General features: G+C 43.9%; 20 protein-coding genes. 4 read left to right on the plus strand and 16 right to left on the minus strand.

The window, feature by feature from the left end; translation table 11 throughout:
• Positions 1 to 30: 30 nt before the first annotated feature.
• The 5 genes from K245_RS26440 to K245_RS0106780 form a co-directional block, all read right to left on the minus strand.
• Positions 31 to 4,500, minus strand: a complete 4,470-nt coding sequence (locus tag K245_RS26440; RefSeq protein WP_051283944.1) for a chemotaxis protein CheB — start codon at positions 4,498 to 4,500, stop codon at positions 31 to 33.
• 759 nt (positions 4,501 to 5,259) lie between these two features.
• Complete coding sequence (locus tag K245_RS26445; RefSeq protein WP_051283945.1) at positions 5,260 to 7,353, minus strand: ATP-binding protein; 2,094 nt, start codon at positions 7,351 to 7,353, stop codon at positions 5,260 to 5,262.
• Positions 7,343 to 7,936 (minus strand): DUF1638 domain-containing protein, encoded by a 594-nt coding sequence (locus K245_RS0106770; protein ID WP_198013844.1) that lies wholly within the window; start codon positions 7,934 to 7,936, stop codon positions 7,343 to 7,345. The genes K245_RS26445 and K245_RS0106770 overlap by 11 nt, the downstream gene beginning before the upstream one ends.
• A complete protein-coding gene (locus K245_RS0106775; protein ID WP_027358681.1) occupies positions 7,933 to 8,952 on the minus strand; it encodes a uroporphyrinogen decarboxylase family protein in 1,020 nt (339 codons plus the stop codon). Before K245_RS0106775 ends, K245_RS0106770 begins: the two co-directional genes overlap by 4 nt.
• 28 nt (positions 8,953 to 8,980) lie before the next feature.
• The gene (locus K245_RS0106780) at positions 8,981 to 9,658 is read right to left on the minus strand and encodes a cobalamin B12-binding domain-containing protein (protein WP_027358682.1); all 678 of its coding nucleotides are present in this window, start codon (positions 9,656 to 9,658) and stop codon (positions 8,981 to 8,983) included.
• Between the two features lie 407 nt (positions 9,659 to 10,065).
• Here K245_RS0106780 and K245_RS27645 point away from each other — a divergent pair, with 407 nt between their 5' ends.
• Entirely contained in the window at positions 10,066 to 10,212 is a 147-nt protein-coding gene (locus K245_RS27645) for a hypothetical protein (RefSeq protein WP_156906724.1), read from the plus strand.
• A 127-nt stretch (positions 10,213 to 10,339) separates the two neighbouring features.
• Here the strand turns inward: K245_RS27645 and K245_RS0106790 are convergent, their stop codons facing one another.
• From K245_RS0106790 to K245_RS0106825, 7 genes are all read right to left on the minus strand, one after another.
• Positions 10,340 to 11,182, minus strand: coding sequence for a DUF169 domain-containing protein (locus K245_RS0106790; RefSeq protein WP_027358683.1), 843 nt, complete (start codon positions 11,180 to 11,182; stop codon positions 10,340 to 10,342).
• Positions 11,179 to 11,808 carry an ABC-type transport auxiliary lipoprotein family protein gene (locus K245_RS0106795; RefSeq protein WP_027358684.1) on the minus strand — a complete coding sequence of 210 codons (630 nt, stop codon included), beginning with the start codon at positions 11,806 to 11,808 and terminating at the stop codon, positions 11,179 to 11,181. The genes K245_RS0106790 and K245_RS0106795 overlap by 4 nt, the downstream gene beginning before the upstream one ends.
• A gap of 807 nt (positions 11,809 to 12,615) precedes the next feature.
• Entirely contained in the window at positions 12,616 to 13,662 is a 1,047-nt protein-coding gene (locus K245_RS0106805; protein WP_027358685.1) for an MlaD family protein, read from the minus strand.
• 23 nt (positions 13,663 to 13,685) lie between these two features.
• Positions 13,686 to 14,468: an ABC transporter ATP-binding protein gene (locus tag K245_RS0106810; RefSeq protein WP_198013845.1), complete on the minus strand. Its 783-nt coding sequence runs from the start codon at positions 14,466 to 14,468 to the stop codon at positions 13,686 to 13,688.
• 1 nt (position 14,469) lies between these two features.
• On the minus strand, positions 14,470 to 15,657 hold the full coding sequence (locus K245_RS0106815; protein WP_232223803.1) for an MlaE family ABC transporter permease: 1,188 nt from the start codon (positions 15,655 to 15,657) through the stop codon (positions 14,470 to 14,472).
• A gap of 86 nt (positions 15,658 to 15,743) precedes the next feature.
• On the minus strand, positions 15,744 to 16,397 hold the full coding sequence (locus K245_RS0106820) for an SGNH/GDSL hydrolase family protein (RefSeq protein WP_027358688.1): 654 nt from the start codon (positions 16,395 to 16,397) through the stop codon (positions 15,744 to 15,746).
• A 35-nt stretch (positions 16,398 to 16,432) separates the two neighbouring features.
• Positions 16,433 to 16,894 carry a metallophosphoesterase family protein gene (locus K245_RS0106825; RefSeq protein WP_035276667.1) on the minus strand — a complete coding sequence of 154 codons (462 nt, stop codon included), beginning with the start codon at positions 16,892 to 16,894 and terminating at the stop codon, positions 16,433 to 16,435.
• A 524-nt stretch (positions 16,895 to 17,418) separates the two neighbouring features.
• Between K245_RS0106825 and K245_RS0106830 the strand changes: the two genes are divergently transcribed.
• Positions 17,419 to 17,679, plus strand: coding sequence for a hypothetical protein (locus tag K245_RS0106830; protein ID WP_027358690.1), 261 nt, complete (start codon positions 17,419 to 17,421; stop codon positions 17,677 to 17,679).
• Between the two features lie 40 nt (positions 17,680 to 17,719).
• Here the strand turns inward: K245_RS0106830 and K245_RS0106835 are convergent, their stop codons facing one another.
• From K245_RS0106835 to K245_RS23445, 3 genes are read right to left on the minus strand one after another with little or no spacing between them, the layout of a single operon-like run.
• A complete protein-coding gene (locus tag K245_RS0106835) occupies positions 17,720 to 18,181 on the minus strand; it encodes an HAD-IA family hydrolase (protein ID WP_027358691.1) in 462 nt (153 codons plus the stop codon).
• A gap of 18 nt (positions 18,182 to 18,199) precedes the next feature.
• Positions 18,200 to 18,352, minus strand: a complete 153-nt coding sequence (locus K245_RS27650) for a hypothetical protein (protein WP_156906726.1) — start codon at positions 18,350 to 18,352, stop codon at positions 18,200 to 18,202.
• Positions 18,345 to 20,012 (minus strand): DEAD/DEAH box helicase, encoded by a 1,668-nt coding sequence (locus K245_RS23445; RefSeq protein WP_232223804.1) that lies wholly within the window; start codon positions 20,010 to 20,012, stop codon positions 18,345 to 18,347. Before K245_RS23445 ends, K245_RS27650 begins: the two co-directional genes overlap by 8 nt.
• A gap of 170 nt (positions 20,013 to 20,182) precedes the next feature.
• Between K245_RS23445 and K245_RS26450 the strand changes: the two genes are divergently transcribed.
• Both K245_RS26450 and K245_RS23455 read left to right on the plus strand, forming a co-directional pair.
• Positions 20,183 to 22,015, plus strand: coding sequence for a sigma 54-interacting transcriptional regulator (locus tag K245_RS26450; RefSeq protein ID WP_051283946.1), 1,833 nt, complete (start codon positions 20,183 to 20,185; stop codon positions 22,013 to 22,015).
• Between the two features lie 229 nt (positions 22,016 to 22,244).
• Positions 22,245 to 23,621 (plus strand): acetyl-CoA hydrolase/transferase family protein, encoded by a 1,377-nt coding sequence (locus K245_RS23455; protein WP_051283947.1) that lies wholly within the window; start codon positions 22,245 to 22,247, stop codon positions 23,619 to 23,621.
• 50 nt (positions 23,622 to 23,671) lie between these two features.
• On the opposite strand, the gene K245_RS0106860 is transcribed toward K245_RS23455, so the two are convergent.
• A complete protein-coding gene (locus K245_RS0106860) occupies positions 23,672 to 24,964 on the minus strand; it encodes a M20 family metallopeptidase (protein WP_027358692.1) in 1,293 nt (430 codons plus the stop codon).
• Positions 24,965 to 25,056 lie beyond the last annotated feature (92 nt).

Below are 25,056 nucleotides of genomic sequence, written 5' to 3' on the forward strand. Positions count from 1 at the left end.
AGACTTTTTTGGCGATCGGCATCAAATGAATTATTCCTCTGAAAGAGCCTCATGAACCTTTGCCGCAAGCTCCGAGAGCGAAAAGGGCTTGTGGATGAAGTTCAGTCCATTATCAATGGCGCCCCTGTTTGCTATGATATTTGCCGTGTACCCGGACATGAAGAGAATCTTAATGCTTGGCTGGATCTCTGATATCTTTGAGGACAGCTCCTTGCCGTTCATCTCAGGCATTATTACATCCGTAATCAGAAGATCAAACCGTCTCTTGCAGGATTCAGCTATAGTAATGGCTTCGGTCGGCGTGTTGGCCGTAAGGACTTTGTATCCTATTTTTTCAAGCATCATTTTACCGACATTGAGTATGGCCTTTTCATCTTCCACAAGAAGGATCGTTTCGCCGTGGCCCTGGATTACTTCCGTACTGCGGACGCAGGTTGTTTTGGTGCTTTCAGGAATGAATCTCGGGAAATACAGCCTGAAGGTCGTTCCATGGCCTTCTTCGCTATGCACAGTGATTGCTCCTGAATTCTGTCTTACAATCCCGTAAACTGTTGCGAGTCCAAGCCCTGTGCCATGTCCGAATTCCTTGGTTGTGTAAAAAGGCTCGAAAATATTGCTAACCGTTTCTTTGTCCATGCCCTGTCCGTTGTCGCTGAACGTCAGGATCACATAGTCTCCTGGTGAGATATCAGGAAGTTTTGAACAGAATTTACTGTCAAGCTCTGCATTTTCAGTCTCTATGATTATTCTGCCGTTTCCAGATATGGCATCCCTTGCGTTTATGGCAAGATTTGCAATTATATGATCTATCTGGGACGGGTCCATTTTGATCTGCCAGATTTTTTTGCCGGGCTTCCAGACAAGCTCGATATCCTCGCCAATGAGACGTCCAATCATTTTGAGCATGCCTGACAGAGTATGGTTAATATCAAGAACCATGGGCAGAACATTCTGCTTGCGCGCGAATGCCATGAGCTGCTGAACCAGATCCGCAGATCTTGAGGCTGCCTTGAGTATTTCCGAAAGATCTTTCTTAAGATGCATGTCATTGCCGCTTTTATGCATGGCAAGCTCTGCAAATCCAGTTATGGCAGCCAGCATATTATTGAAATCATGGGCCACGCCTCCAGCTAGGCGACCCACAGCTTCGAGCTTCTGTGACTGGGTAAACTGGTCATGTAGCTTGTTTCTTTCGTCAACAAGGTTAAGATGGTCTGTTATGTCTGTGCATATGGCTCCAAGTGCGTAGATATTGCCATCCTGGTCAATAAGCGGAAATTTTATGGACAGAAAGGTGTGATCCGTACCGTCTATTCTGGCGGACTCTTCGAAAGTCAGGGCGTGTCCGAGTTCAAGCACCTGTTTTTCGTTGGCTTCGTATTCCCTGGCAAGATTATCAGGGAAAAGGTCAAATACCGTTTTTCCTATAATTTCATCCTTTATCAGTCCAAAGCGGTTTTCAGCGTATCTGTTGATTATGAGAAAACGTCCGTCAAGATCCTTGACCCAGATTATGCCGTTTGCGTTGTTGATTATGGATTTGAGAAGTTCCTCGCTTTTGCGTATGGCGTCTTCAGCCTTTTGTCTTTCTGTTATGTCAGTTATGAAGCTGTAATAATAAAGAGGCTGTCCAGAATCATCCCTTACAAGATGTACGAACAGCTCAACAGGAACAATCGATCCGTCCTTGCGTATGTACTCCTTGTTATAACGGACAGGCATTCCTGTTTCGTTCAGCTCCTTAATTTTTTCCATTTCAATCCGGAGCCATTCGTACGCAGTCAGGTCATTAGCCCAGTTTATTGAATACAGCTCGTCCCTTGTGTAGCCTGTAAGATCCAAGAAGGCTTTGTTAAAGATTCCGAGCCTACCGTCCGCATATCCTTGTGCAAAGGGCTGGGAGGAGTTTTCGAGCATTGACGCGAGGAATTCGGCCTGCTTCTGGCTTTCCCTCAATGCCTCCTCTGCTCTCTGGAGCGCGGAGATGTCCGTGAATGTAAGAATGGCACCTATGCATTGCCCTGATTCATTGAGAGATGGTGAAATCTGCATAAGGTAATGGTAAATACCGTGTTTTGATTTTTCTATGATGCAGGTTCCGTAATATATCACGTATGCGATCTGTTCTCTCAGATTGGGCAGGTCAAGACGGCATGGAATTCCGGCAATATGCTGGCCAATATCTGTTTTCATAAGGCCAAACACACGAACTGCGAGGGCATTGAATCTTGTGATCTTCCCGTTTCTGTCGACAACAACAAGCCCCATCTGCATGGAGTCCTGGACATTTGAGAGTATGGAATTGAGATTTGCAAGTTCCATGGACTTGACGCGCAACTCGTCATTGAGTGTTGTCAGTTCCTCATTTGAAGACTGAAGTTCTTCGTTTGAAGACTGGAGTTCCTCTGAAGACGCCTGCTGTTCCTCATTTAGAGACTGAAGTTCCTCGTTCGAGGCCTCAAGGGCTTCAACCACAGCCTGGAGATGTTCCCTTGTTTCCGCCAGTTCATGTCTTAGCCTCGTTATTTCGTCAGAGGCAGCAGTTGATATTTCGGCTGATTTTTTCGTTAATATTTCTGATGATGAATCATTAACAGGATATTCATCAAAGCTTATGAGCAGAGAGTATTCATCGCGGCACTGATCAATCTGGAGCCTTCTGAGAGTTAGCTGGAGCATTACGTTCTGCCCGTCAATGCATACCGGCGTCGGCAGGCCGCAGATCTTCGAGGCTCCGTCGTGGCTCGCCCTGTAGCAGAGGGTTTTCATTTCTCCTGAGATTTCAGGCAGGCACAGGGAAAAAAGGGAAAAATCGGCCGATCCTGTGGGCAGGGACAGATAGCGTCTGGCGTTTCCGAAAAAATGTATGACTTCAAAGGCATTGTTCACAAGGACACTTGAAGGCGCGTATTCCGTCACCAGGATATCCCTTGTCAGCTCAATGAATGGAGAGGCTTTAATCTTTGATTGAATGGCAGGTCTTGCAACCGGGGCGATATACGTGCTTCTGCCCGATATCCTGACAGGGTATGAAACTACGGAAGCCTTTCTTTTAAAAAGCTTGTTTGCAAGGTCAACGCTGTCGAAAAGCCTTGACGGATAACCAGTTGATTCCGATTTCCCGAGCAGCAGATATCCGTCAGGATTAAGTGCATAATGGAAATTGCTCATGAGCGAATCCTGGAGGGCTGGCTTCAGGTATATGAGCAGATTCCGGCAGCTTACAATATCCATCCTTATGAAGGGGGGATGACAGATTACGTCGTGAATCGAGAAAATGCAGATGTCCCTTACGGCTTTTTTTACCTTGAAATTCCGTCCCTCATTTGTGAAGAATGCCTCCTTTCTGACAGGGTTCATGTTTTCAAGGGCGCTTGCAGGATAGACTCCTGTTCTTGCGATGGCAATGGCTTCGGCGTCAATATCGGTGGCGAAGATTCTTATGTCAAAAGAAGATACCCTGCTTCCCAGGACTTCATTCAAAAGTATGGACATTGAATAAGCTTCCTCGCCTGTGGCACACCCCGGAACCCATATTCTTATCGAGTCCCCGGGCTGCTTTTCCGAAACGAGATCCGTCATTATTTTTTCAAGGCTCGAGAATGCTTCCGAATCCCTGAAAAATGAGGTTACCGATATAAGGAAACTGTGCTGGAGAATGGTCAATTCTTCAGGATTGTTTTTCAGATGACCGAGATAATCGGCCATTTTTTTTATGCCTATTGAAAGAATCCGTTTTTTTATCTGGCGCCTTAGGGTTGCTTCCTTATACTGGGTCACATCCATATTTGTGGTTTTTGCAACCATTTCGACGATTTCGAGGAAAATATCATCATCCTGGGACGTGTCTTCGCAAACGCCTGATAGCGCTGCCTTTTCTCCGAGCGAGTTAAGGAAATCCCCTATTTCATAAGCATTTAGCTGGAAATCCACAAAGCCCGCCTCAATCGCTGAATCCGGCATCCCCTGGTTTATGGCTTCGTTAGGCTTTTGGGCAATCACAAGGCCCCCGGCGTTTTTTATGGCCCCAGCTCCTTTGGTCCCGTCCGACCCTGCTCCGGAGAGAATGATCCCCACGGAATTCTCTCCACGACTCCGGGCAATGGACGCAAATAGTATGTCAACGGAAGGAACCGAATGGAATTCAGGGGAAGGCGATTTAAGCAGGATGCGGTCATCTTCGACTTCCGCGTCATAGCCAGGAGGAACCACATATATAGTATCGGCCAGCAGAGCCATTTCATCGCTCGCGGTTATTACGGTCAGGGCCGAATATCCTGAAAGAATTTCCGCAAGCCTGCTTCCGTGGTCAGGGGACATATGGCGGGCTATTATATAAGCTGCATGTCCGCAGGATTCAATGCGGCTTACAAGGGGGGTAAGTGCGTCAAGGCCACCGGCTGAAGCGCCTATGCCCACGATAAATTTTGCTTTCTCATGATATGGCTGGTTGCCGTCTGTCCGGTCATTCTGTCCTTGCGTCATTTTTCCCGCAGTCATTGTCGTACTCCTGAAACATAAAAAACCAAATAAGCCGCTTTATATTTGTTTGCTATTTGCAGGCTCACAAATAGAGCAATTTCAAATTGCGCCTCCCGGACAGGTCCGCCGGGAAGGTTGTTATGATGGGACTGAAATAAAGGCCATGTTCCCGTTGAATGCCGGGATCTTAAGAATAAATTATTATTGTAATTATTTGGCTTAATGTACTTGTGTCTGGGAAAACCATTTTGAAGATATTCTCCAGACCGATGAAGCCGCAGAAACCCGGTTTTTCGCGGAGCAATCAAAATGTATAACCACTCACCAATTATGAAATTCGACCTTTTAAAAGGGCGCTTTTTTGAAAAAAAGCTTGGCAAAAAACTCCAGGTTTTGGATTTTTTGCTTGAATCCCCTTAGAGCAAAACTTTCTTCAAAATATCATAAAAAGTTTTGGAAAATATTTTTTACAAAATGGTTTTCCAAGAATAAAGCCATCCCTAAAAAAATCTAACTGAATAGTGACCAAAATGTTTAATACCATTTTCAAATCAAAAATGAAATCAAGGCGGCAAGGAGGAAGCGACACAAACGTACGTGGTTTGTACGTTGAGTAGCTGATTACGATGCCAACACAGATAGCGCTTTGATTTGGAATTGGTATAATTAAACAATACCGGCTTTATCTTTCCGAAGGCCATTTTTTAGCCATGAATATCAAATGGTTGATTGTATGTAACCTTTCCGGCACTTAAATGGAACAGGAAAAAAAGGCTTTCATGAATCCGAGATGATCACATCATGAAGTTTTGCCGCGAAATCCCTGAGCATGAAAGGTTTATGTATAAAGCTGACGCCCTTTTTAAGAACGCCTTTATCGCTTATTATGTCTTCAGGGTATCCTGACATGAAAAGCACTTTTATGTCAGGCCTCATTATTTTAATCTTTATAGCCATATCTCTGCCGTTCATGCCAGGCATTATTACATCGGTTAGAAGACAGTCAATCTGTCTTTTATCTTTCCGGCAGAATTCGATGGCCTGTTCTGGCCATGCAAATGCTATGACATCATAGCCAAGATTTGTGAGCATCAGTTTTGTCATGTTCCTCAGGGCTTCATCATCCTCGACAAGAAGTATGAGTCCTGTTCCTCCGCGTACAGGTGAGACATTTTTTTCATGTGCCGGATTTTCATACTCAGGGAAGGCCGGGATCATTATCTTGAAAGCTGTACCATGACCTTCTTCGCTGTAAGTGGTTATGAATCCTTTATTCTGGTTTACTATGCCATAAACCGTGGCAAGGCCAAGGCCAGTTCCCTTGCTTTTTTCCTTTGTTGTGAAAAAAGGCTCGAAAATATGTGGAAGCTTATCTTTGGGTATACCCATGCCGTCATCGCTGAACATAAGTGATACGTATGCTCCTGGTTCCATTCCTGGATATATGCGTGCAGCTTCTTTTTCAAAATCTTCCTGCAAAGTCTCAATTCTGATTTTGCCGCCGTCCGGCATGGCGTCCCTTGCATTGACAGCAAGGTTCATTATAAGCTGGTCAAGCTGGGTTGGATCAGAATTTATCAGCCAGCCTTTGTCTCCTATCTTGATTTCCAGTTCAATGTCTTCGCCTATCATCCTTTTCAGCGTTTTAATCTTTTGGGGAAGCAGATTTCCGAGTGATATTGGCTTTGGATCTATCACCTGTTTCCTTGAAAAAGTAAGGAGCTGGGAGGTCATTTCCTTTGACCTGATGGCGGCCTGGCTGATTTCAGAAATCTCTTCAAAAAGTTCGTCCCCAGGTGCGAGGTTTTCAAGGATTAAATCGCTGTACCCTATTATTACGCTTAGCAAATTGTTGAAATCATGGGCTATGCCACCTGCGAGCCTTCCTATGGATTCCATTTTCTGGGACTGGTTCAGCTGGTTTTCAAGTTTCTGTCTTTCTTCCTGTTCCCGGATTTTATCCGAAATATCAATCAGAGTGCCGATATAACCGCAGAAATCTTCGTTTTGATCATACTCAGGTACTCCCTCCCCAATAACCGTAATGGTCTTACCATCATGCCTCTTGATTCTGTATTGAATGTTGAAGGGTTTTTTTGACGATACAGTTTCGGCAAAATGTTTCATCAGGAATTCTGCGTCATCCTGGTGGATTATTGATTCCCATGTATCATGGTCTGCATCTTTTTGTGAAAGACCGGTTATTTCACTCCATTTGCGGTTAACAAAAACAAGCTCCCTGTCAGCCGTGAACCTGAAAATTCCAACCGGAGCGAAATCAGCGAGCGTTCTGAATCTGTGTTCACTTGCTGCAAGGTCATGGGTTCTTTCTAATATGATTTCTTCCTGGCTTTCATAAAACAGGGCGTTTCTAAGGACAAGGGCGACCACAGGGGAGAGGGCGTCAAATGATCTGAGGATTTCCGATATTCTTTGCTTGTCGAGGAGCTGGACAATGAAAAGCATGCCCATTCTATGGTCAGCCACAGACAAAGGTATAGCAACAATGGAATCGCACTCGATTTTATCGAGAATCTCTTTTATTTTCGGGGGCCCGGACTCCTTTGTCCAGAGGGTGCTTTTTTTGATGTCATGGCAACAAGAGCAAAAATCTTCTAAATGATGAAGGCCGTCAAAGTTCTTATATCTTTCAGGGGTAATGCTGATCAGCCTGTGCGATTCAAGGTCTCCGTGGACATACTGAAAAAGTGCTATTATTTTTCCGCCCACAAGTTCCCTGATGGTTTCGGTAAGATATCTGCCCATCTGGCCGGGATGATCAGAATAGTTGAGAATCCCCTCAAGCATGTCCATGATCATGAATCTCGTTGCTTCGCTATTTTTTTGCAATTCTTTTGAATCATGAATCATAATCAAGCCTGTCAATTGCTGATTTAAGGTTTTTAAGAAGCTGATCTTCAGAAACGGTCAAGATATCATAGCCAAGGCCTGTATATGCTGAAATTTCTTCAAGTATTTCAAGCGGGGTGACACGGATTCCTTCATCGATATAAACGAGACCTGTATGCATTTCCTTCATGAACGAGATCGCATTTTCCCCTTTGAGACCGAGTTCTGTTTCAAATATGTCCCTCCAACGTATTGCCCATTCACGCAAAAGGAAAAATTTACCCTCTGACCTCATTTTTTTGTACAGGCCTGTTCCAAGGATTATTTCGCAGCAGTTTATTCCCGATGTTCTTGATGTTGACCGTCTTTTTTCAAAATCCAGCATATGGGGGCAGCAGTCTCCGTATAAAAGGACAGTCCGGTTATCTTGTCCTATCTTGTCGAACTCTTTTTCAAGCTCGGCCTCAAGTTTAGCAGGGTACATATGAAGCATGGATGGCAGATATGTAACAAGACACTTGATTTTGCCTTCATGTCTGAGCCTTTCAATTGATTCCCTGAAAATAGAGCATGAGATTATCTGCACTGTATCCTTTCCCATCATGACCTCCTGTAATTTCTGACACAGTCGCATATGGCCATGATGTTTTCCTCTGGCGTATTCCACGGAATATCTGCTGCGGAACTCGCGAATATGAATTTTCTGTCATTTTCCCTGTCTTTCAGGATATCCATGCATAGTTTTTGAGTATGTCCGGGTGTCTGTTCAGATAAGGTAGGGCCATCAATATTTCCCATAAGAACATATGACTCTCCTGCTTTTTTTCTTGCTTCCCTTAGCGAATCCCTTGAATCCATGGCAAAGCCTACAATATTCGGCAACTCGATAAACATGCCTATATAGGGCTCGAGTCTGTTGCCTCCGTGGTGAAATACGATCGGCCCCTTTATCTGGCTGAATGACGATTTAAGGAAAGGGATGATAAAATCCGCTATTTTTTTTGAAGGGATTATTTCAGGGTTTACGAACATGCCTGGAAAAGCAATGATCTTTGCTCCGTCTTCAAGAAGGGCATTCCCGAATCTTATGAAAAAATCGCAGCATTTTTCCATTATCTGACCGGCTGTTTTTTCATCAAAAACAAGGCATTCCATCCACTGGTCTATTCCCATGACAAGCGGGGGAATGTCCGCAGGGCAAGGAATGGCTCCGACAACAGGCACCTCGTTCATGTATTTTGCAGCCATGATCCTCACGGAGTCCCGTATAAATGCCAATTGGGGATTGGAATCCACATCGGGCAGATCCATTGACATGAATTCCGGGGCGTTTTTTACGGCAGGGTTTTTAATATTCGGAGCATAATTGCTGAAATATTTAACTTCGCTTCCAAAGGCTTCACCGATTGATGTCAGGGCAAAGGGGCTGAAAAGAAGATCTGGCCGGAATTTTTCGCGTACAGCGAACTGGCCTTCAGCATATGATTTAGGTCTTGAAAAATAAATATCAGTTGGGCAGGAGGTCAGCCTGGCTCCGTAAAGACTGAGGAGAAGAGTAAACGCAGGCCTGTCAGTTTCTTCTCCTGTAACAGTTCTCATTACTCTCTCAAGGCTGTTCATGGTTTTACCTCCTTTTTGATTCATCTGTTCAGGCTTCAATTAGTGAGACCGCCCTGGCCCATAAACCCTCAAACAGGGCCGGCGCCTGCAATGCGCTCTGGCACGTGCCGTCTCCTGCCACTTCATCCACAAGTTCCTTTCTCAGTTTGAATACAGCTCCGCCAACAGCAATCTGGATTTTTCCTGAAAGTCCCCTGTTATCGAGTTCTGCCCTGAGCTTTTGAATGTTTTTTGCCGTGGAATACATCATAGCCGAAGCTCCTATGATTCTGGCCCCATTTTCCAGTGCCTTGTCCACGAAGATATCAGCCGGAACATCGACTCCCAGATCTATTACTTTCCAGCCTGCTATCTGGAGAAAAGATGAAACCATTTTGCGGCCAAGCGGATGATAGTCGTCTTCAATATTTCCTAAAACTACAGGCCCCTTGATTATTTTTTGATCATTTGCCGTCATCCTTTTTGCCTCAAGTGCTTTTGCAAAAACATCTTCTGCAATTTTTGCCGCGACATAACCCTGGGAAAGAGAAATATCTCCGGTTACATCCCACATTCTTCCTATTTCTTCCAGAACACCTGAAAGAAGATCGGTTATGGCGCTTTCGTAACCTTTGGCAGCGGCCCACGAATCAATTATAAGATTGGCATATGTGCGATCAGCTTCAAGAATAGCTTTTAGAAGGTTTTTCCCTGGGTCGGTGTCCATGTAACCTCCAAGACTTAGTGCTAATAAACGGGAACGGAGAATAAAAACGAGAAATAGGGAGACATAAAATTGACAAGGTGCAAAAAATTCAATTTCAGTCATTCTGGAGGGGCCTGTCCCGGTGAAAACCGGGAGCCTTAATCCAGAACTATCTGAAAATACAAAGATACCGGATCAAGTCCGGCATGACGCTGACGCCTTATTCTGACTTTTTGCTATATCATCAAAATTGAACGATAACATATAGGTAAAATCAGAACAATCTGAAAACTATTGGGAAATTTTTATTTTATAAAATGGCAAAAAATCAGATTATGATGATTCAGGATGAGTCTGTCCATGTTAAAACCAAAGCTGAAGAATAGTACGAAATACCGGACGCATGATTGATTTCGTCATGGCTCAGTATGAATTTTGAAAAAGTTGCAAAAAATCCGATTATTGTCGTTCCGGCGGGGCCTGTACCGGTGAAAATCTGGAGCGGGAATCCGGAAGCATCTGAAAATACAAAGATGCCGGATCAGGTCAGGCATGACGCCGAAGCCCTTTTTTGACTTTTTGCGAGACCATAGTTTTGATGTGCTTTCTAAGGAAGCTGCGCACGTTGAACCGGAGTTTATTATCTTATAAATGAGGATTCGAGTACGAAGCTGACGTAGCTAAAGCTCAAAAAGACAATTTTTAGAGGCCGCCTGATATTGAACCAAGCTTTTCCTCAACAAGCTCCTTCCATAATGGTCTTTCAAGAAAAGAGCCTTCAACATTGGATTCCATTTCTTCAAACATTTTGTATGGAACCGTGAAAGTCATGAGACCTTCTCCAAGCTGGCTTCTGATATATATCCTTGCCGAGATATCTGTCAGGCCGACAACGGCCCTCGGATTTTCAGATTCGGCTTCCCTGTAAGGATAAATACCCAATGTCTGGCATCCGGCTGCATATGGGATGATAACGCTCTCGTTGCTCTTTCTCGCATAGTTGGCAAGTATAACAAGAGCCGATAACTGGTCGGCATCGGTAAAGAAGATGACCGATTTTGGTTTTTCTTTTTCAGTATCAACAAGCTCAATAGATTTGAAAATCACATATTTTGCAGGGATTTCGGTTATGGGAAGATTTCGCACAAAATCGGCAACATGGTCAGGAGACTTCAGATAGCCTTCTCCATTCATGTAGTTATCATGGAATTCATCCTGCATGTAGTGTTTCAGTTCTGTTCCGTTTTCCTTGCCTTTAGGCCAGTTTTTATTGCCTGTTGACAGAAAATACCTGAAGCATTCCTCGCCTCCAATGAAATTCTTGTACTGATTCCCAAATCCAAGTCCAACTCCTGCGCCAATGCATCCGAAGGTATTGCGATCACAGCAGGATATTTTGCCTTTTGCAGCATTTGAGACCAGCCACATGGTGCAGCCCCATTTGCCCTTTTTGAACTGGACTGCATCTTCTGGTTTTTCATCAGACCAGAGAAGGCATACTGGCTGGTATTTTAATCCGGTTGCTTCAGATATTTTACTTTTCAATGGTACACACTCTTAATGAGATTGTTTTCAAGAAAAATCAGAGTATTTTCCAGGGACTTGCTGAATGCCTCTGCCATTGCAGGTGATGAGTCGTCCTTAACCTGAACTTCTTCTCTGTGAGCCGAGTGCCAGATTATCTCATCAGCGCCCTTTGTTCCTGAAAGAAGAAAAAAGGCTGTTTCAAGCACCGCTTTATTGGGTGAAGTTGTTTTATCTATGTAAAGATTGACGATATTGCTTTCAAGTATGAAGTCAGTCTTTTCTCCGGGATCAGGGCTTATGCGTCTGAATGCGCCGCTTTTTTTCAGCCATTCCACGGTCTGGGTTTTTATTAGTTTGTCAGGCAAAATGAAAAATTCATTATAAAAATCTGTTTTGAATTCAAGATTGCTGGTCTTGTAAACAAAGGATTTGCTTGAAAAAAGCGGGGAAATTTCAGGGTCTTTTATACGTATTGACGCCTTTGGGGCAGCTCCGCCTGTTTGGGCCGTTCTTTTCGCCTCAAGCACAAAATACTGTTTTATGGGATACGGTTTTGAAAGTTTAACGCATCCCGGCAGGACAAGACAGGATATTAATACAGCCAGAACAAGTTGAATGACTTTTGTTTTTGATGGATTTTTCATTTTATTCTCCGGTGATGATGCGCAAGACCTGCGGTTTAAGCATCTTGCGACCATAATATTTAGATCTTTTATACTGACATCTTCCTTCAATAATTAACGTGGCTATGCACTATTTTCAGCATGGTTGGCTGGTCAGAAAAATGAAGATCCCGACAGTAATGAAAATATCATTTTTTAAGCATTTGCCATAATCATAAAGTTTTTGCAGAGCTTTTTTCAAAAAGCGGCCCGCCGGAGGCACCCAGTTTAACTCCGTATTACGGACAAAGGGCGTCCTAATCCGACCTGCGAATTGGCCGATGAATTTTTCATTTTACTCTCCATTGCCGCGCGCAAATCTCGCGTTTTGGACGCCGCTCAATTTTTGATTGTGGATTCAAGATTGACAAGGTCGCAAAAGTCCGATTTTCGTCTTTCCGGCGCAGGCCGGAATCCAGAAGTATTTGAAAATACTGGATGCCGGATCAAGTCCGGCATGACACCATCAAGATTGGCGGCTTTCAATCTTTTAACAATCAAAAATCAATGTGGTTCTGCTCAATTCTCAGTGATATTTTAGAAGTCATGGCCGGATCATTTTTAAAACTCTTAAAATATCAATGTTTTTGCCAAATAACAAAATCATGAAGTTTTTGCGGAGCTTTTTCCAAAAAGCGACCCGATCGGCACACGAATCTGGTGCGCAAGCCTTAGAGCTTGAGTACCCTACGAATTGGCCTTTTTGACGGCAATTTAACCATACAAGGCACTCCTTGACTGAAAATCAGGCAGAACCACAAAAATCAAACCTCAAAAATCCAGAATCAATCAGTTTTTTTCCGGTGGGTTGCCGAAAATAATATGGGACGGATATTGTTTTGCCGATCTGCTCAGATCCTCAAGATTTTCTGATATTTTCTTTATATTGTCTATAACCTCGGACATGGCAGGGCTTTTTTCAGATGAAATTCCGTCCAGTCTTCTTGTCAGGTTATCAATTTTTTCAAGTATTCCAGGAAGCCTTTCAAAAGCCTTTTCAACAGATTCGGCTGTTTTTCTCGATGTATCTGCGGCAGAGCTTATATCTGCGACTGCACTTTCAAGGGCCGGTTTTGTGGTTTTGATGGTACTTCTCACATCTGCTGTGATTGCGCTTGAATCATCAATTATCTTTTTGAGCTTATCAGACCCGACAGTATCTTTCAGTGCCTTGTTTGTTTCCCTGAGTTCTGCAAGAAGGCCGGTCATCTGTGTGTTTATTTCATTTACATCCATCTGGCTGAATTTTTCATTTACTGTCGTAAGAAGAGTTTCAATCTTGTCAGTGATTCCAGCCACATTTATTTTTTCAAGATTTGAAAGAATCTTGTCAATCGATTCAGTGAATGCGGCAATGGTATTGGGGGCCGACGGTATATACGGCGTTTCAGGAGTCCAGGATATATCCAGATCCTTTATTTTTTCAGGAGGCAGATAATCCGCTTCAAGGAACATGGTGCCGGTTATTCCTAATGGAGCAAGCTGGAATCTCAGGCCTTTTTTTACATCTTTATCTAATTTCTCATAAGTATTTGTCTTTAGATCTGCAGGCATGTTTTCGGCAAAAAGAGCCACCTGGAGCATTACGTAATTAAGCGAGGAATTGTATTTAGAGGGAAGGGCGGTTATCTTCTTAACATTACCGATGGCTATGCCCCTGTATTTCACTGCTGATCCGACATCAAGGCCCTGGACGGATCTGTTGAAATAGGTCTCGACCATGATTTCTTTTCTGAAAATGACTCCGGCCCCAAATATTACAAGGCATATGGTTCCGAGGATCGTTCCTATGATTACAAAAATACCTATTTTAAAATATGTGGAATTCTGTTCCATGTTTTTTATTCACCATGATTTATTCAGTCAGAAGAATCTTTGTTGTCATTCATTGGAACCCTGTTGAAAAAAGCGTAAACAGCTGGCATATCATTACGCTTTTTAAGCTCCAGAGGTTTTCCTTCGGCAACTATGCCTTTTGTCACTTTGTCCAGCATTATTGATCTGTCACAGATCGCGAAAATGCTTGGAAGCTCATGTGTTACTATGATGAATGTAACGCCGAACTCCCTGGAAAGAGACAGTATAAGATCATCAAGCTCCGCAGAAGTAATGGGGTCAAGACCGGCCGAAGGTTCATCCAGAAATATTATGGAAGGATCAAGGGCCATTGCCCTGGCAATAGCTGCTCTTTTTTGCATGCCTCCGCTTATTTCAGATGGCAGATATTCGGTATAGTCGCCCAGCCCTACTCTGTCCAGCATGTTGCAGGCAATTGTATTCATAACCCTTTTGGGGAGATTTGTGAATTCCTCAAGCGGCAGTCTTACGTTTTCAAGGATATTCATTGATCCGAAGAGTGCTCCGCTCTGGTACATGACCCCTAATCTGCTGAGTATTTCCTTTCTTTTATCACCTCGTGCAGAAACAAGATCTTGGCCTTCTATCAGAACTTCTCCAGTGACAGGAGGATAAAGCCCTATTACATGCTTCATCAGGGTGCTTTTTCCGCAGCCGGAGCCTCCGAGTATGATGAAAATCTCGCCTGGATACACATCAAAGCTTATGTTTTCCAGAATGGTATTTCCGCCATATGCTGCCGTCAGGTTTTTAACTGTTATTATAGGCTTTGGCTTAATAGTCATCTTAAATGCCAAGATAAAAATAAATGACGGCGAAAAGGCCATCAACAATGGTTATCAGAATTATGCCGGTTACAACGGCTTTTGTTGTTGAATCGCCTACGCTGCTTGGGCCAGATCCGGTTTCAAGGCCTCGAAGGCATCCTGAAACAGCGATGAGAAGCCCAAATACAAAGCATTTGATAAGGCCGCCAACAAAATCATCCCATTTTACTGTGGCTACGACCTGATTATAATAAACTATGGGGGGATGTCCCAGCGCCATTACCACAACCAGGCCGCCAAGGACTCCGACTATGTCTGCAAAAATTGCAAGAAGCGGAGTCATGAGCATCGCGGCTATTATTCTTGGAGTGACCAGAAAGGCTATAGGATCAAGTCCCATCGTGGTGAGGGCATTGACTTCCTCGTTAATTTTCATTGTGCCTATTTCTGCGGCAAAGGCTGAACCAGATCTGCCAGTGAGGACAATAGCGGTCATCAGGGGGCCAAGCTCCCTTATAACTGCGAGGCCTATCAGATTTGCTATGAAAATATCGGCTCCGAACATCCTCATGGGAATGGAGGCCTGAAAAGCCATGATAAGGCCCACAAGAAAGCTTATCAGAATTATGATCGGGAGCGCGTTTACTCCGGCTCTTTCAGCAGCAGAAAATGCATCTGCCCATCTTACCCGGCCTGGATGCTTCAGCACATCAAACATGGCGGATGAAATGGCCCCAATGAAATTGATGTGAAAACTTATATCCTGCCAGACTTCATGAACCACCTTGCCTGCTCTTTCAAATATTCCCAGACGCGGGGGAACAAGGGTTGACCTCCTGTAATGACATGATTCAATCTTGTTCAGGAATTCTTCCATCCTGGGACTCATTCCGACTATTTCCACAATTTTGCCGGTGTCTGCGCCGTACTGTTCAATAATTGACAAAAGGGCAAGCGCGCTTGAATCCCATTTGATGTTTTCCGGAAGAACCAGCCTCACCTTTCCGTCATGCTTTTTTGTTTTTTCCATCAGTTCATAATAAACAGACGACACGCCATGATGGTCAAGGTCACCCTCTATTTCAATAACAAGGGTTTTCTGCTGGGCGATATGCGTATGCAGGGAATGGGACTTGATACCCTGGTCAGCGATCTGTGCTGGCTCTGATTCATTATCTGATAAGGATGCTGGTTTTTTGTCAGGCATAGACGGCCAATGTAAAATATTTAATTTGGGGTATTATTGGGAAAAATTCAGAATATTCTTTATCTATTAGCACACAGCTGTAATGCCTACAAAGTAATTTTATGAAATGTCGCCATGGCCTCCGCACAAACTTCGGCAATAAGTCTTTGTCCTGATTCGTTGGGGTGTTTGTCCACAGCCAGGTTATTAAAAAAATGTCCGCCCATGGCATCCCAGGAATCTTCCTTAATCAATCTGTCCAGATAGAAAAAAGACGGAAGGTTTTCGGATTCAAGCCACTGGGAAATCATGGAATTGAATTTTTTTGGTTTTTCCTGGGATGCTCCGCAATCTTCAAATGGTGGAAGTCCAATCCAGAAAGGAATGGCTCCATAGCCCCTTATGCAGTAAATTATGCTTTTTATGAAAAAAGCAATTTCATCTGTAGTTATTCCAAATGGATATGACGCTGTGCAGGAATCATCAAAGTTATTGGCTCCAATGCTTAAAAAAACAGTCTTGGGCTTCCATTTTGCCATGAGATTATCGATTCTTCCTGCAAATTCCTTTACGCCTATTCCTGCATAAGCAACCGGATTTATATCGTCTGATCTGATTACATCCATGCCCGTCAGCTGAGAGAAAACATGCCAGCAAGAATCTGCGGGTAAAACTCCGAATCCTTCAGTAATGGAATCACCCATGAATGCCACAGGCCCAAAATTTTCAATGGAAAAGCTATGTTTTGATTTGAGTTCCATTTTGTTTTGCTTTCGTTATTTGGATGTGCTCGGTATCACATTAGTCTTATGATTTCAGGCTCAGGGCCTGATTCATTGATGATTATTTTCCCGACAGTTACAGGCAGCCTGTCTCTTATGGGACCTGCGCTTCCAGGGTTGAAAAAAAGGATTCCGTTTTTCCAATCTATTTTAGGCATATGCGTATGTCCTGTTATTACAATATCAATGGAAGCAGAGGCCGGATCTATATCCATTTCCCCTAAGATGTGTCTAACATATATATTCAACCCTTCGAACTGAACAATTTCCCACGAAGGTATTTTTCTTGGCCACGATGATCTGTCTGTGTTTCCTCTTACAGCATAAAGAGGCGCAATATCCTCGAGTTTATGAATTATATCAATTTCTCCGATGTCTCCTGCGTGTATGATTATGTCACTTCCTGAGAGCATGTTAAGGGCCTTTGGTCTGAGAAGGCCGTGTGTATCAGAGATAACGCCTATTATTTTTTTCATTAGCCAGTCCAATCAAAAAAACTTTTAAACTTGACAAGATCGTAAAAAGTCAGATTTCAGTCATTCCTGCGGGGCCTGTACCTGTGAAAACCGGGAGCCTGAATCCAGAAGTATCTGAAAATACAAAGATGCCGAATCAAGTCCGGCAGGCGCTGAAGCCCTTTTCTGGCTTTTGCGAGTCCATCAACCTTCCATGGCTTTATAAATCCATGAAGGATAAAGCATATTTTTAATGTAAAAAGCAAATATTCAGTTATTTTAAAGGTTTTAGTGCGGTATATGAAATTCTGTTTTTGTGGTGGACAAAGTTTTAAAAAAATAGCATATTTAATATATAAATCTCATGTTCTGAATTTCCATCTCCTCTGTTGATCTAAGCTGGTTCTGCGTCCTGGTGACGTTCTCTATATTTGTCCTGATTAAGTCTGTTTGCTTTTATGGGAAGTTTTTCATTTGTTTGGTGCCATTTATTCGGGAATAAGTGGTGCTGTTGACGTAATTCTATATAGTTATGGAGGTACGCCATGATAACAGTCTATATTGAAAATGATTTTGGAAAAGACAGGTATATTGAGGTTTATGACGTTCTGGCCCACAACATCTGTATGGGCAAAAGATTTGCTCCCCATGAAAAGATTCCATGCCAGATTCAATGCAATCAGAAAAACAGAGGGGAGATAATGATCAGGAGCGCGTCCAAACCAGCAGCACAGGAAAAGCGCCCAAGATGGTATGCTTATGCCTGGCTTTCAGATCAGACCAGGATTAATTATACTGCGCCCTGATAAAGCTCTGGTGCTGGGTGCTTCGTAGACTCAAGATGCCTTATAAAATGACGCCGATCCTTAAAAGGGCGGCTTCAGCGTCTGCCACGCTTTTTACGCAAAAAGCCCTGAAGCCTGATCTTAAAGCTGATTCGACATTTATTTCAGTGTCGTCAAAAAAAATGATTTTGTCTGGTTTTTTACCGAGATATCTGGCCGCATTTAAAAAAGCTTCGGGATCTGGCTTAAGAAGGCCTGTAATATGTGAAGGGAAGTGGCTGTCAAAAAGGCCTTCCAGCCTGCTTTCAATTCTGTCCCAGTGAAGCGGGTTTGTGTTTGATAGCGTGGCAGAAGGAATTATCCCGGTTATTTTTCCAAGAATACTTGTTGTATTATCAGAAATTTCGAGCGGCCAGTTCCTGAATATGTGAAGAAATTCTTCAGGCTCAAGTTTTAGACCAAGTTCCGGGACAATGTCTGAGGCAAACTCGGATTCGGAAATTCTTCCGCTTTCAAAATTCATTACCGTTTGCGAAGAAATTCATTTTTTCCTGATGCTCCCGAGGGTTTCGCCTTTGGGCAGAAAGGGCATCATCTCTTTCAGTCCACCCAAAGGAAATATTACCCCGCCTACATCAAACAAGAGTGCTTCTATACCGAAGGCACTGCTTGTTTTTACAGGTTGATCAGGCATTGCCGCTTTCTTTGTTCTGTGGCCTTTGAGGATTTGAACCCGTGTTTCTTCCGGATCCAGACTCTGATCTTGGTCTTTGTGGGCGGCCTGATCCTGATGTTCCGCCTCCTTGTCTTGGTCTCTGTCCCGGTCTTGAGCCTGGTCTTCTATTCTGTTGAGGCCTGTTTTTGGGATATTGTCTGGCCTTTTCTTCAGCTTGAGCCTCTTTAGGGCTTCTCGGAGGAGGTTCCGGTAGAGTGAGCCAGTCTTCGTCAGGATGCTCAAAAGTCAAGGAGTTCCCAAGCAGTTTTTCAGCTGCCGGGATATAGAATGAGTCATCCTCACATGCAAAACTTATGGAGATTCCGGACGCCCCGGCCCTTCCTGTTCTTCCTATTCTGTGTACATAATGTTCCGGGTCCTGGGGGAAATTATAGTTTATGACATGACTTACGGCATCAACATGAAGGCCACGGGCCGCCACATCGGTCGCAACCAGCACTTTTGCTTTTCCGCTCCTGAAATTCTCCAGACTGTCGAGTCGTTTTTTCTGAGGTACGTCACCTGAAAGAATCACTGCTTCAAAACCGTATCTTGTCAGTCTGTCGCCTATTGTCTTTGTCTCTATTCTTGTATTCGCGAATACGATTACCCGTTCAGGATTCTCTCTTGTCAAAATATTGTAGAGCAGGGCGAACTTATCTTCTGATGTGACAATGTAATTTCTCTGGATAATTGTCGCGGAAGCAACCTGCTCAGGATCTATCTCTATGCTCATGGAATCTGTCATCCACAGGGCCGCAAGACGGGATACTTCAGGCGTGATTGTCGCACTGAAAAAAAGGGTTTGCCTTTTGCTCTTCGGAGGGGCTGATTTCATTATCTGCCTCATGTCAGGCATGAATCCCATATCAAGCATTCTGTCCGCTTCATCAATGACAATTATTTCTGTCTTGTAAAGTTTTATGAGTCCCTGATCTATGAAATCCAGAAGCCTGCCTGGAGTTGCAATAAGAACATCCACAACTTTTTCAGCCAGTCTTCGTTTCTGTGCCTCATAAGCCATGCCGCCAAAAACGCTCATGACTGTAACGCGGGTGTGCTTGCCTATGGCAATTGCGTCTTTTTCAACCTGAAGAGCCAACTCTCTGGTTGGAGCGAAAATCAGGGCTCTTGGTATTCCGGGGCGTCTCTGCCCGTGGTGCGGTGTTGTAAGGAGTTTTGTAAAGATGCTTATAAGGAAGGCCGCTGATTTTCCTGTTCCTGTCTGGGCCTGGCCTGTAGCGTCTTTTCCCTGGAGAGTCTGGGGGAGGATTTCTGCCTGAATCTGGGTGCAGTAATTGAATCCGAGATCCTGTATTCCCCGCATGAGTTTTGCCGGAAGATTGAAGTCGTGGAATCTCGTTTTCCCTTCTGCCTCGGGAACTGCGAAGTTTGAAACGTCCCACCTCTCTTTTGGAGGCCGATTTTCCTTTTCCCTGAACTCAGTTTGTTCAGCAGGTCGTCTTTCTGTTTTTTTCGATGGTCTTGGGCGCTTGCCCACAGGCTCTGAAATTTTTTCTTCCCGGGGAGCTTCCTGTATGACTTCAGGACTTGCTTCGGGCCTAACATCATCCGCGTTCTTTTTTTTTCTTTTAAAAGGATTTCTCAAAAATTTCAGAAAACTGATCAATTTATTCACTACTCCGTGAAATTAATATTGGGTCATTATCAATAATTATATCGTCATGACATGGGTAAAAAGTAATCTTGACTTTTTATATCGCCGCATGTCAAGTGAAAAGACCACTTGAGAAGCTATTATATTCAAAGGTTTCAGTCTTTTTTACCCGCCATCTCAATGGAGGCAAAATGCAGGCCCCACCTGATATCAGTTTTTATGCAAAACAGATCGAACATTTGAAAGAGGAACTCGAAGAAACCAGGGGCAGGGAGAAGATGCTTCTGTATATTTTTGAAAAATCCCTGTCATCCTCTATTCTCATTGAAGAAGATATGACCATTTCCCTGTCCAATGAAAAAGTTGAGGAGCTTTTCGGATATAGAAAGAACGAACTCCAGGGAAAGGTCAAATGGCCTATATTTATCCATCAGGATGATGTGGCAAAAATGAAGGCCTACCATCAGCTTAGGAGGGAGGATCCGTCAACGGCCCCTTCCGAATACGAATGCAGGATGATAGACGGAAACGGAAAGATTCAGGACGTATTTTTGAAGCTGGATATGATTCCTGGCACAAAAAAGAGTCTTGCCACATTCATTACCGTCACTTCCCGCAAGCAGGCGGAAAAGAGTCTTCTTGAGAGGGAATCCCAGCTAAGCGCAGTAGTCAATAATTTTGAAGGTTTCATATATACGGTTGATTCCGACTATTCCCTTGAGTTCATGAATGCCAGACTCATAAAAAGAGTGGGGAGGGAAGCGTGTGGCGAGAAATGCCACTCCGTAATATTTTCAAGGAGCACGCCTTGTCCATGGTGTCCGCTTTTGGCAGTCGCAAATGGAAAAACAGTGAAGCAGGAGATTATAGATCCCATCGATGGCAGATGGCATGCCTGGGTTTCAACTCCGATAAGTGGCGGAGATCCAGGAACTCTAAAAAAGCAGACACTTATCACGGATATTCATGACAGGAAGCTTGCCGAGGCCGCACTTCTTGAGAGCAGGGAGAATCTTAAGGTTGAAAACCGGCTTTTAAAATCTTCCATGAAGGACAGGTACAGATTCGGAAGCATCATAGGCAGAAGTCCGAAAATGCAGGCTGTTTACGAGCTTATCATCAAGGCCGCGTCTTCCGGGGACAATGTGATCATATACGGAGAATCAGGTACCGGCAAGGAGCTTGTGGCAAGGGAAATTCATGAGCTTTCGGGTTCGGGGAAGACTCCTTTCGTTCCTGTAAACTGCGGCGCCATACCCGAAAATTTAATGGAAAGCGAATTTTTTGGGTACAAGAAGGGCGCTTTTTCAGGTGCCATAAAAGACAAGCCCGGATATCTTGATCAGGCGGACGGAGGGGTTATTTTTCTGGACGAGCTCGGGGAAATACCGCTTGCTATACAGGTTAAATTGTTAAGGGCCATTGACGGAGGAGGGTTTATCCCCATCGGCGGGAGCGAGGTAAAGACTCCTGAATTAAGGATAATTGCCGCCACAAACAGAGATCTTATTTCTCTTGTAAAAAACGGGACTATGAGGGCGGATTTTTTTTACAGGATACATGTGATTCCTATTCTTCTTCCTCCCTTAAGGGATAGGAAGGAGGATATTCCTCTCCTCATGGAGCATTTTCTAAAAAGTATTGATTCCACAGTGTCTTTTACAGCAATTGAGCCTTCTGTCGTAAATACGTTCCAGAGATATTCATGGCCAGGAAACATCAGGGAGATGCAGAACGCGCTCCGAAGATACCTTACCTTGGGTCAGATTGACCTTGATATTCACGGAGCAGGTCAGGTTTGCGAGGCCCAGCCTTTGGCGGGGCCAAAAAAAATGGCGGACAGGGCGTCAATCAAGGCTGCTCTGAATGATACTGAAAAACAGATAATCATCGAGGCTCTGGAAAAAAACAGATGGCACAGGGGCTATACCGCCTTAAGCCTTGGAATGACGAGGAAGACTCTTGAGAGGAGAATGAAACAATATGACATCAGGGGGGTGGTAAAGCCGGATGTCTCTTTGTGAGACTTTTATGTCGCATGATTTTATTGTCTTTAAAATCAAAAGATTGCTTTTTTTTAGGGTGTTTTATTAAGACTTTTGTGTCGTATCGGTGTTCTCTGGAAAATCCCATATTTATTCTGGTTGTCTCTTTTTAAAGGCTTTTCAGGTTTGTAAAAGAGTTGGCCCGTAGTTTGCAGTATAGCGTTTCAGATCTTTAAAAGACTCGAATAACGCCGAAAGGAGAAAAAATATGGGCAACAATCAGACTGAATATATTAAAAAACTGGTTTCTGCGGAAGATGCTGTAAAAGCCATAAACTCAGGCGACTGGGTGGATTATGGCAATTTCCAGTGCGCCCCCATAACACTCGACATAGCGCTCTCAAAAAGAGCTTCAGAACTGAATGATGTAAAAGTCAGGGCCGTGGGATTTCCAGGGCTCGCATCAGTGGCCACGGCCGATCCTTCCGGAAATTCATTCTGTTATAACAACTGGCATTTCACCGCGGGAGACAGAATTCTCCACGACAAAGGCCTTTGCAGCTATATCCCTCTGCTTTACCATGAAGGAGCCAAATTATATGATCAGGAAGATCTCCGAAGCGATTTTTTTATAGTTAGAACTACGCCCATGGATTCGGCGGGATATTTCAATTTCGGGATAGCAAATTCCGTTCAAAAGGCCCAGGCAGACAAGGCAAAGAAAATCATAGTCGAAGTGAACGAAAACATGCCTTACTGTTTCGGTGGATATGGAGAAGGCCTTCATATTTCTGAAGTTGATTATATTGTTGGAACGGATAACAGGCCTCTTGTCCAGCTTGGAGATCCGAAGGTAAGCGACGCTGACAGGGCAATTGCAAGTCTTGTAGTCAATGAAATACCTGATGGCGCATGTCTCCAGCTTGGTATTGGCGGGATGCCCAACGTGATCGGCAAGATGATAGCTGAATCCGATCTCAAGAATCTTGGCGTTCACACTGAAATGCTTGTTGACTCATTCGTGGATATGTATGAGGCTGGGCGTATCACAAACAGCGAAAAAGCGGTCTGCCCCGGCAAGATGGTTTACACTTTTGCCCTGGGCAGCTCAAAGCTTTACGAGTTTCTGCATCTTAATCCTACTTGCGCGAGTTACCCTGTTGATTATGTTAACAAACCTGAAATTATTGCGATGAATGATAAGGTGATGTCCATCAATAACGCGGTTGAGATCGATCTTTTTGGACAGGTTTCATCTGAATCATCTGGTTTCAGGCAGATTTCCGGCACAGGAGGCCAGTTCGATTATCATTATGCGGCCTTCCATTCCAGAGGCGGAAAGGGTTTTATCTGTCTTACCTCTACGGTAACCGACAAGAATGGCAATCTTTCCTCAAGAATAAGGCCTTATTTGAATCATGGCACCATAGTCACTTTGCCAAGAACAGCCGTGCATTATGTGGTGACCGAATTCGGCATGGCATGTCTCAAAGGTAAATCCACATGGCAGAGAGCCGAGGCTCTGATAGAAATAGCACACCCTGATTTTCAGGAAGAGCTTGTAAAAGAATCGGAAAAAATGGGGATATGGAGAGCGTCAAACAAAAGGGATGCCGACTCCATGCGTATAAGAATGGCTGGATGATCCTGCAGAGCGTCCGGGGTGTGCTGTTGCCAACACTCCCCTGCGGGCCTTCATTCCCCGGACGTATCTTCAGTGAAAACAAGCTCTTTGGTGATTTCTCCAAGGAGCTTCCATCCCTTTTCCACTGAATTGAGTATGATATATTCGTCCTCAGTATGGTATCCGGCGCATTCGCATAGCCCTGTGCATATGCTCGGCCATCCCATGAAAAGAGGATAGTTTATATTTGTGCTTCTGATGGTCCGTCTTGCAGCTATAGAGTTGTTTTTCCAGATTCTGCGTATCAGTTCCTCTCCGCTCTCAGGTCTGACTGGTTTTGCAGCAGGCCTCTCGCCCTCAATTGAGAAATCAAAAAAGACATTATCTCCTGAATTGTTGGCTCTTTCAATTTCTTCTTTTACAATTGCCGCAGCTTCATTCAAAAGGGGCTCTGCCGTGCTTCGGAATTCGAAATGAACTCCTGCGTTTCCTGCAATTATATTTACGCCTTCGCCGCCTTCGATGATTCCAATATTAAATGAAAAAGGAGCCGAATGCTTTTCATCGAGGCCTATTTGTCTGAATTTCAGAAGGGTCAGGAACTCCATCATTTTTTCTATCGCTGACGGGGTTTCCCTGTTGTCCCAGCTGTGGCCACCGGGCCCTTTGGCTGTTACTTTGTATCTCCGCGATCCAAGACCAGACGTGGAATATTCCCTGTATGAAAGATCAAAGGATACAAACAGATGGGGCGGAGTTTTTCTGGCATCCACAAACTGCCTCACTCCTTTGAGGTTGCCGTATCCTTCCTCGCAAACTGAAAACAGAAGGAGCAAAGGACGTTTGAATTTTGTGCTTTCATATGCGAGTTTTTCAGCAAGAAGGCAAAGCAGGGTCGCTGAAGTAAGATTGTCGCCTGTTCCGAGTCCGTATATTTTCCCATCATCTTTTATGACTGGCTCAGAAAATCCTTTTCCAACTACATCTATATGAGCGTCAAATACAACGGCATCTTCCCAGTCGCCTTGCCCAAAGTTGACAATAAGGTTTCCAGCCTCGTCTGTATGATGAATTATTCTTTTTTCGTCTGGCAGGGAATCAGAAACAGAATCAAGAAAAGAAATGATTGTATTTTTTCTTTCTTTTTCATGGAATGTTTTGCCTTGAGTTCTGCATAATCTGGAAAGAAGTTCTACGAATTTTGATTGGCTGTAAGTATTGTAGTGAGCTTGCATATTGTTCAAATGAAAGATTTTACAATAAGATTCAAAAAAAGATGAACCCGCAAAAAGCCTGATTCCTGTCATTCCGGCGCAGGCTGGAATTCGGAAGTATCTGAAATAACTGGATGCCGGATCAAGCACGGCATGACGCCGCCGTTATTTTTGACTTTTTGCGAAGCCATCAAAAAAAATTGCACCGAACTTTTAAAAAGTCCGGTGCAATATGATTTTAT

It is taken from the genome of Desulforegula conservatrix Mb1Pa, assembly GCF_000426225.1.
GTDB classification, from domain to species: Bacteria; Desulfobacterota; Desulfobacteria; order Desulfobacterales; family Desulforegulaceae; genus Desulforegula; species Desulforegula conservatrix.

Excerpts from the sequence above, each read along its gene's own strand:
- K245_RS27650 (WP_156906726.1), bottom strand. The coding sequence starts at position 18,352 with ATGCCTGATCAACCTGTAAAAACAAGCAGTGCCTTCGGTATAGAAGCA.
- K245_RS0106770 (WP_198013844.1), bottom strand. The coding sequence starts at position 7,936 with ATGATGGGAAAGGATACAGTGCAGATAATCTCATGCTCTATTTTCAGG.
- K245_RS0106780 (WP_027358682.1), bottom strand. The coding sequence starts at position 9,658 with ATGGACACCGACCCAGGGAAAAACCTTCTAAAAGCTATTCTTGAAGCT.
- K245_RS0106795 (WP_027358684.1), bottom strand. The coding sequence starts at position 11,808 with ATGAAAAATCCATCAAAAACAAAAGTCATTCAACTTGTTCTGGCTGTA.
- K245_RS27645 (WP_156906724.1), top strand. The coding sequence starts at position 10,066 with ATGAATTTTGAAAAAGTTGCAAAAAATCCGATTATTGTCGTTCCGGCG.
- K245_RS23455 (WP_051283947.1), top strand. The coding sequence starts at position 22,245 with ATGGGCAACAATCAGACTGAATATATTAAAAAACTGGTTTCTGCGGAA.
- K245_RS26450 (WP_051283946.1), top strand. The coding sequence starts at position 20,183 with ATGCAGGCCCCACCTGATATCAGTTTTTATGCAAAACAGATCGAACAT.
- K245_RS0106815 (WP_232223803.1), bottom strand. The coding sequence starts at position 15,657 with ATGCCTGACAAAAAACCAGCATCCTTATCAGATAATGAATCAGAGCCA.
- K245_RS0106810 (WP_198013845.1), bottom strand. The coding sequence starts at position 14,468 with ATGACTATTAAGCCAAAGCCTATAATAACAGTTAAAAACCTGACGGCA.
- K245_RS0106805 (WP_027358685.1), bottom strand. The coding sequence starts at position 13,662 with ATGGAACAGAATTCCACATATTTTAAAATAGGTATTTTTGTAATCATA.
- K245_RS0106825 (WP_035276667.1), bottom strand. The coding sequence starts at position 16,894 with ATGAAAAAAATAATAGGCGTTATCTCTGATACACACGGCCTTCTCAGA.
- K245_RS0106775 (WP_027358681.1), bottom strand. The coding sequence starts at position 8,952 with ATGAACAGCCTTGAGAGAGTAATGAGAACTGTTACAGGAGAAGAAACT.
- K245_RS0106835 (WP_027358691.1), bottom strand. The coding sequence starts at position 18,181 with ATGAATTTTGAAAGCGGAAGAATTTCCGAATCCGAGTTTGCCTCAGAC.
- K245_RS0106830 (WP_027358690.1), top strand. The coding sequence starts at position 17,419 with ATGATAACAGTCTATATTGAAAATGATTTTGGAAAAGACAGGTATATT.
- K245_RS0106820 (WP_027358688.1), bottom strand. The coding sequence starts at position 16,397 with ATGGAACTCAAATCAAAACATAGCTTTTCCATTGAAAATTTTGGGCCT.
- K245_RS26445 (WP_051283945.1), bottom strand. The coding sequence starts at position 7,353 with ATGATTCATGATTCAAAAGAATTGCAAAAAAATAGCGAAGCAACGAGA.
- K245_RS26440 (WP_051283944.1), bottom strand. The coding sequence starts at position 4,500 with ATGACTGCGGGAAAAATGACGCAAGGACAGAATGACCGGACAGACGGC.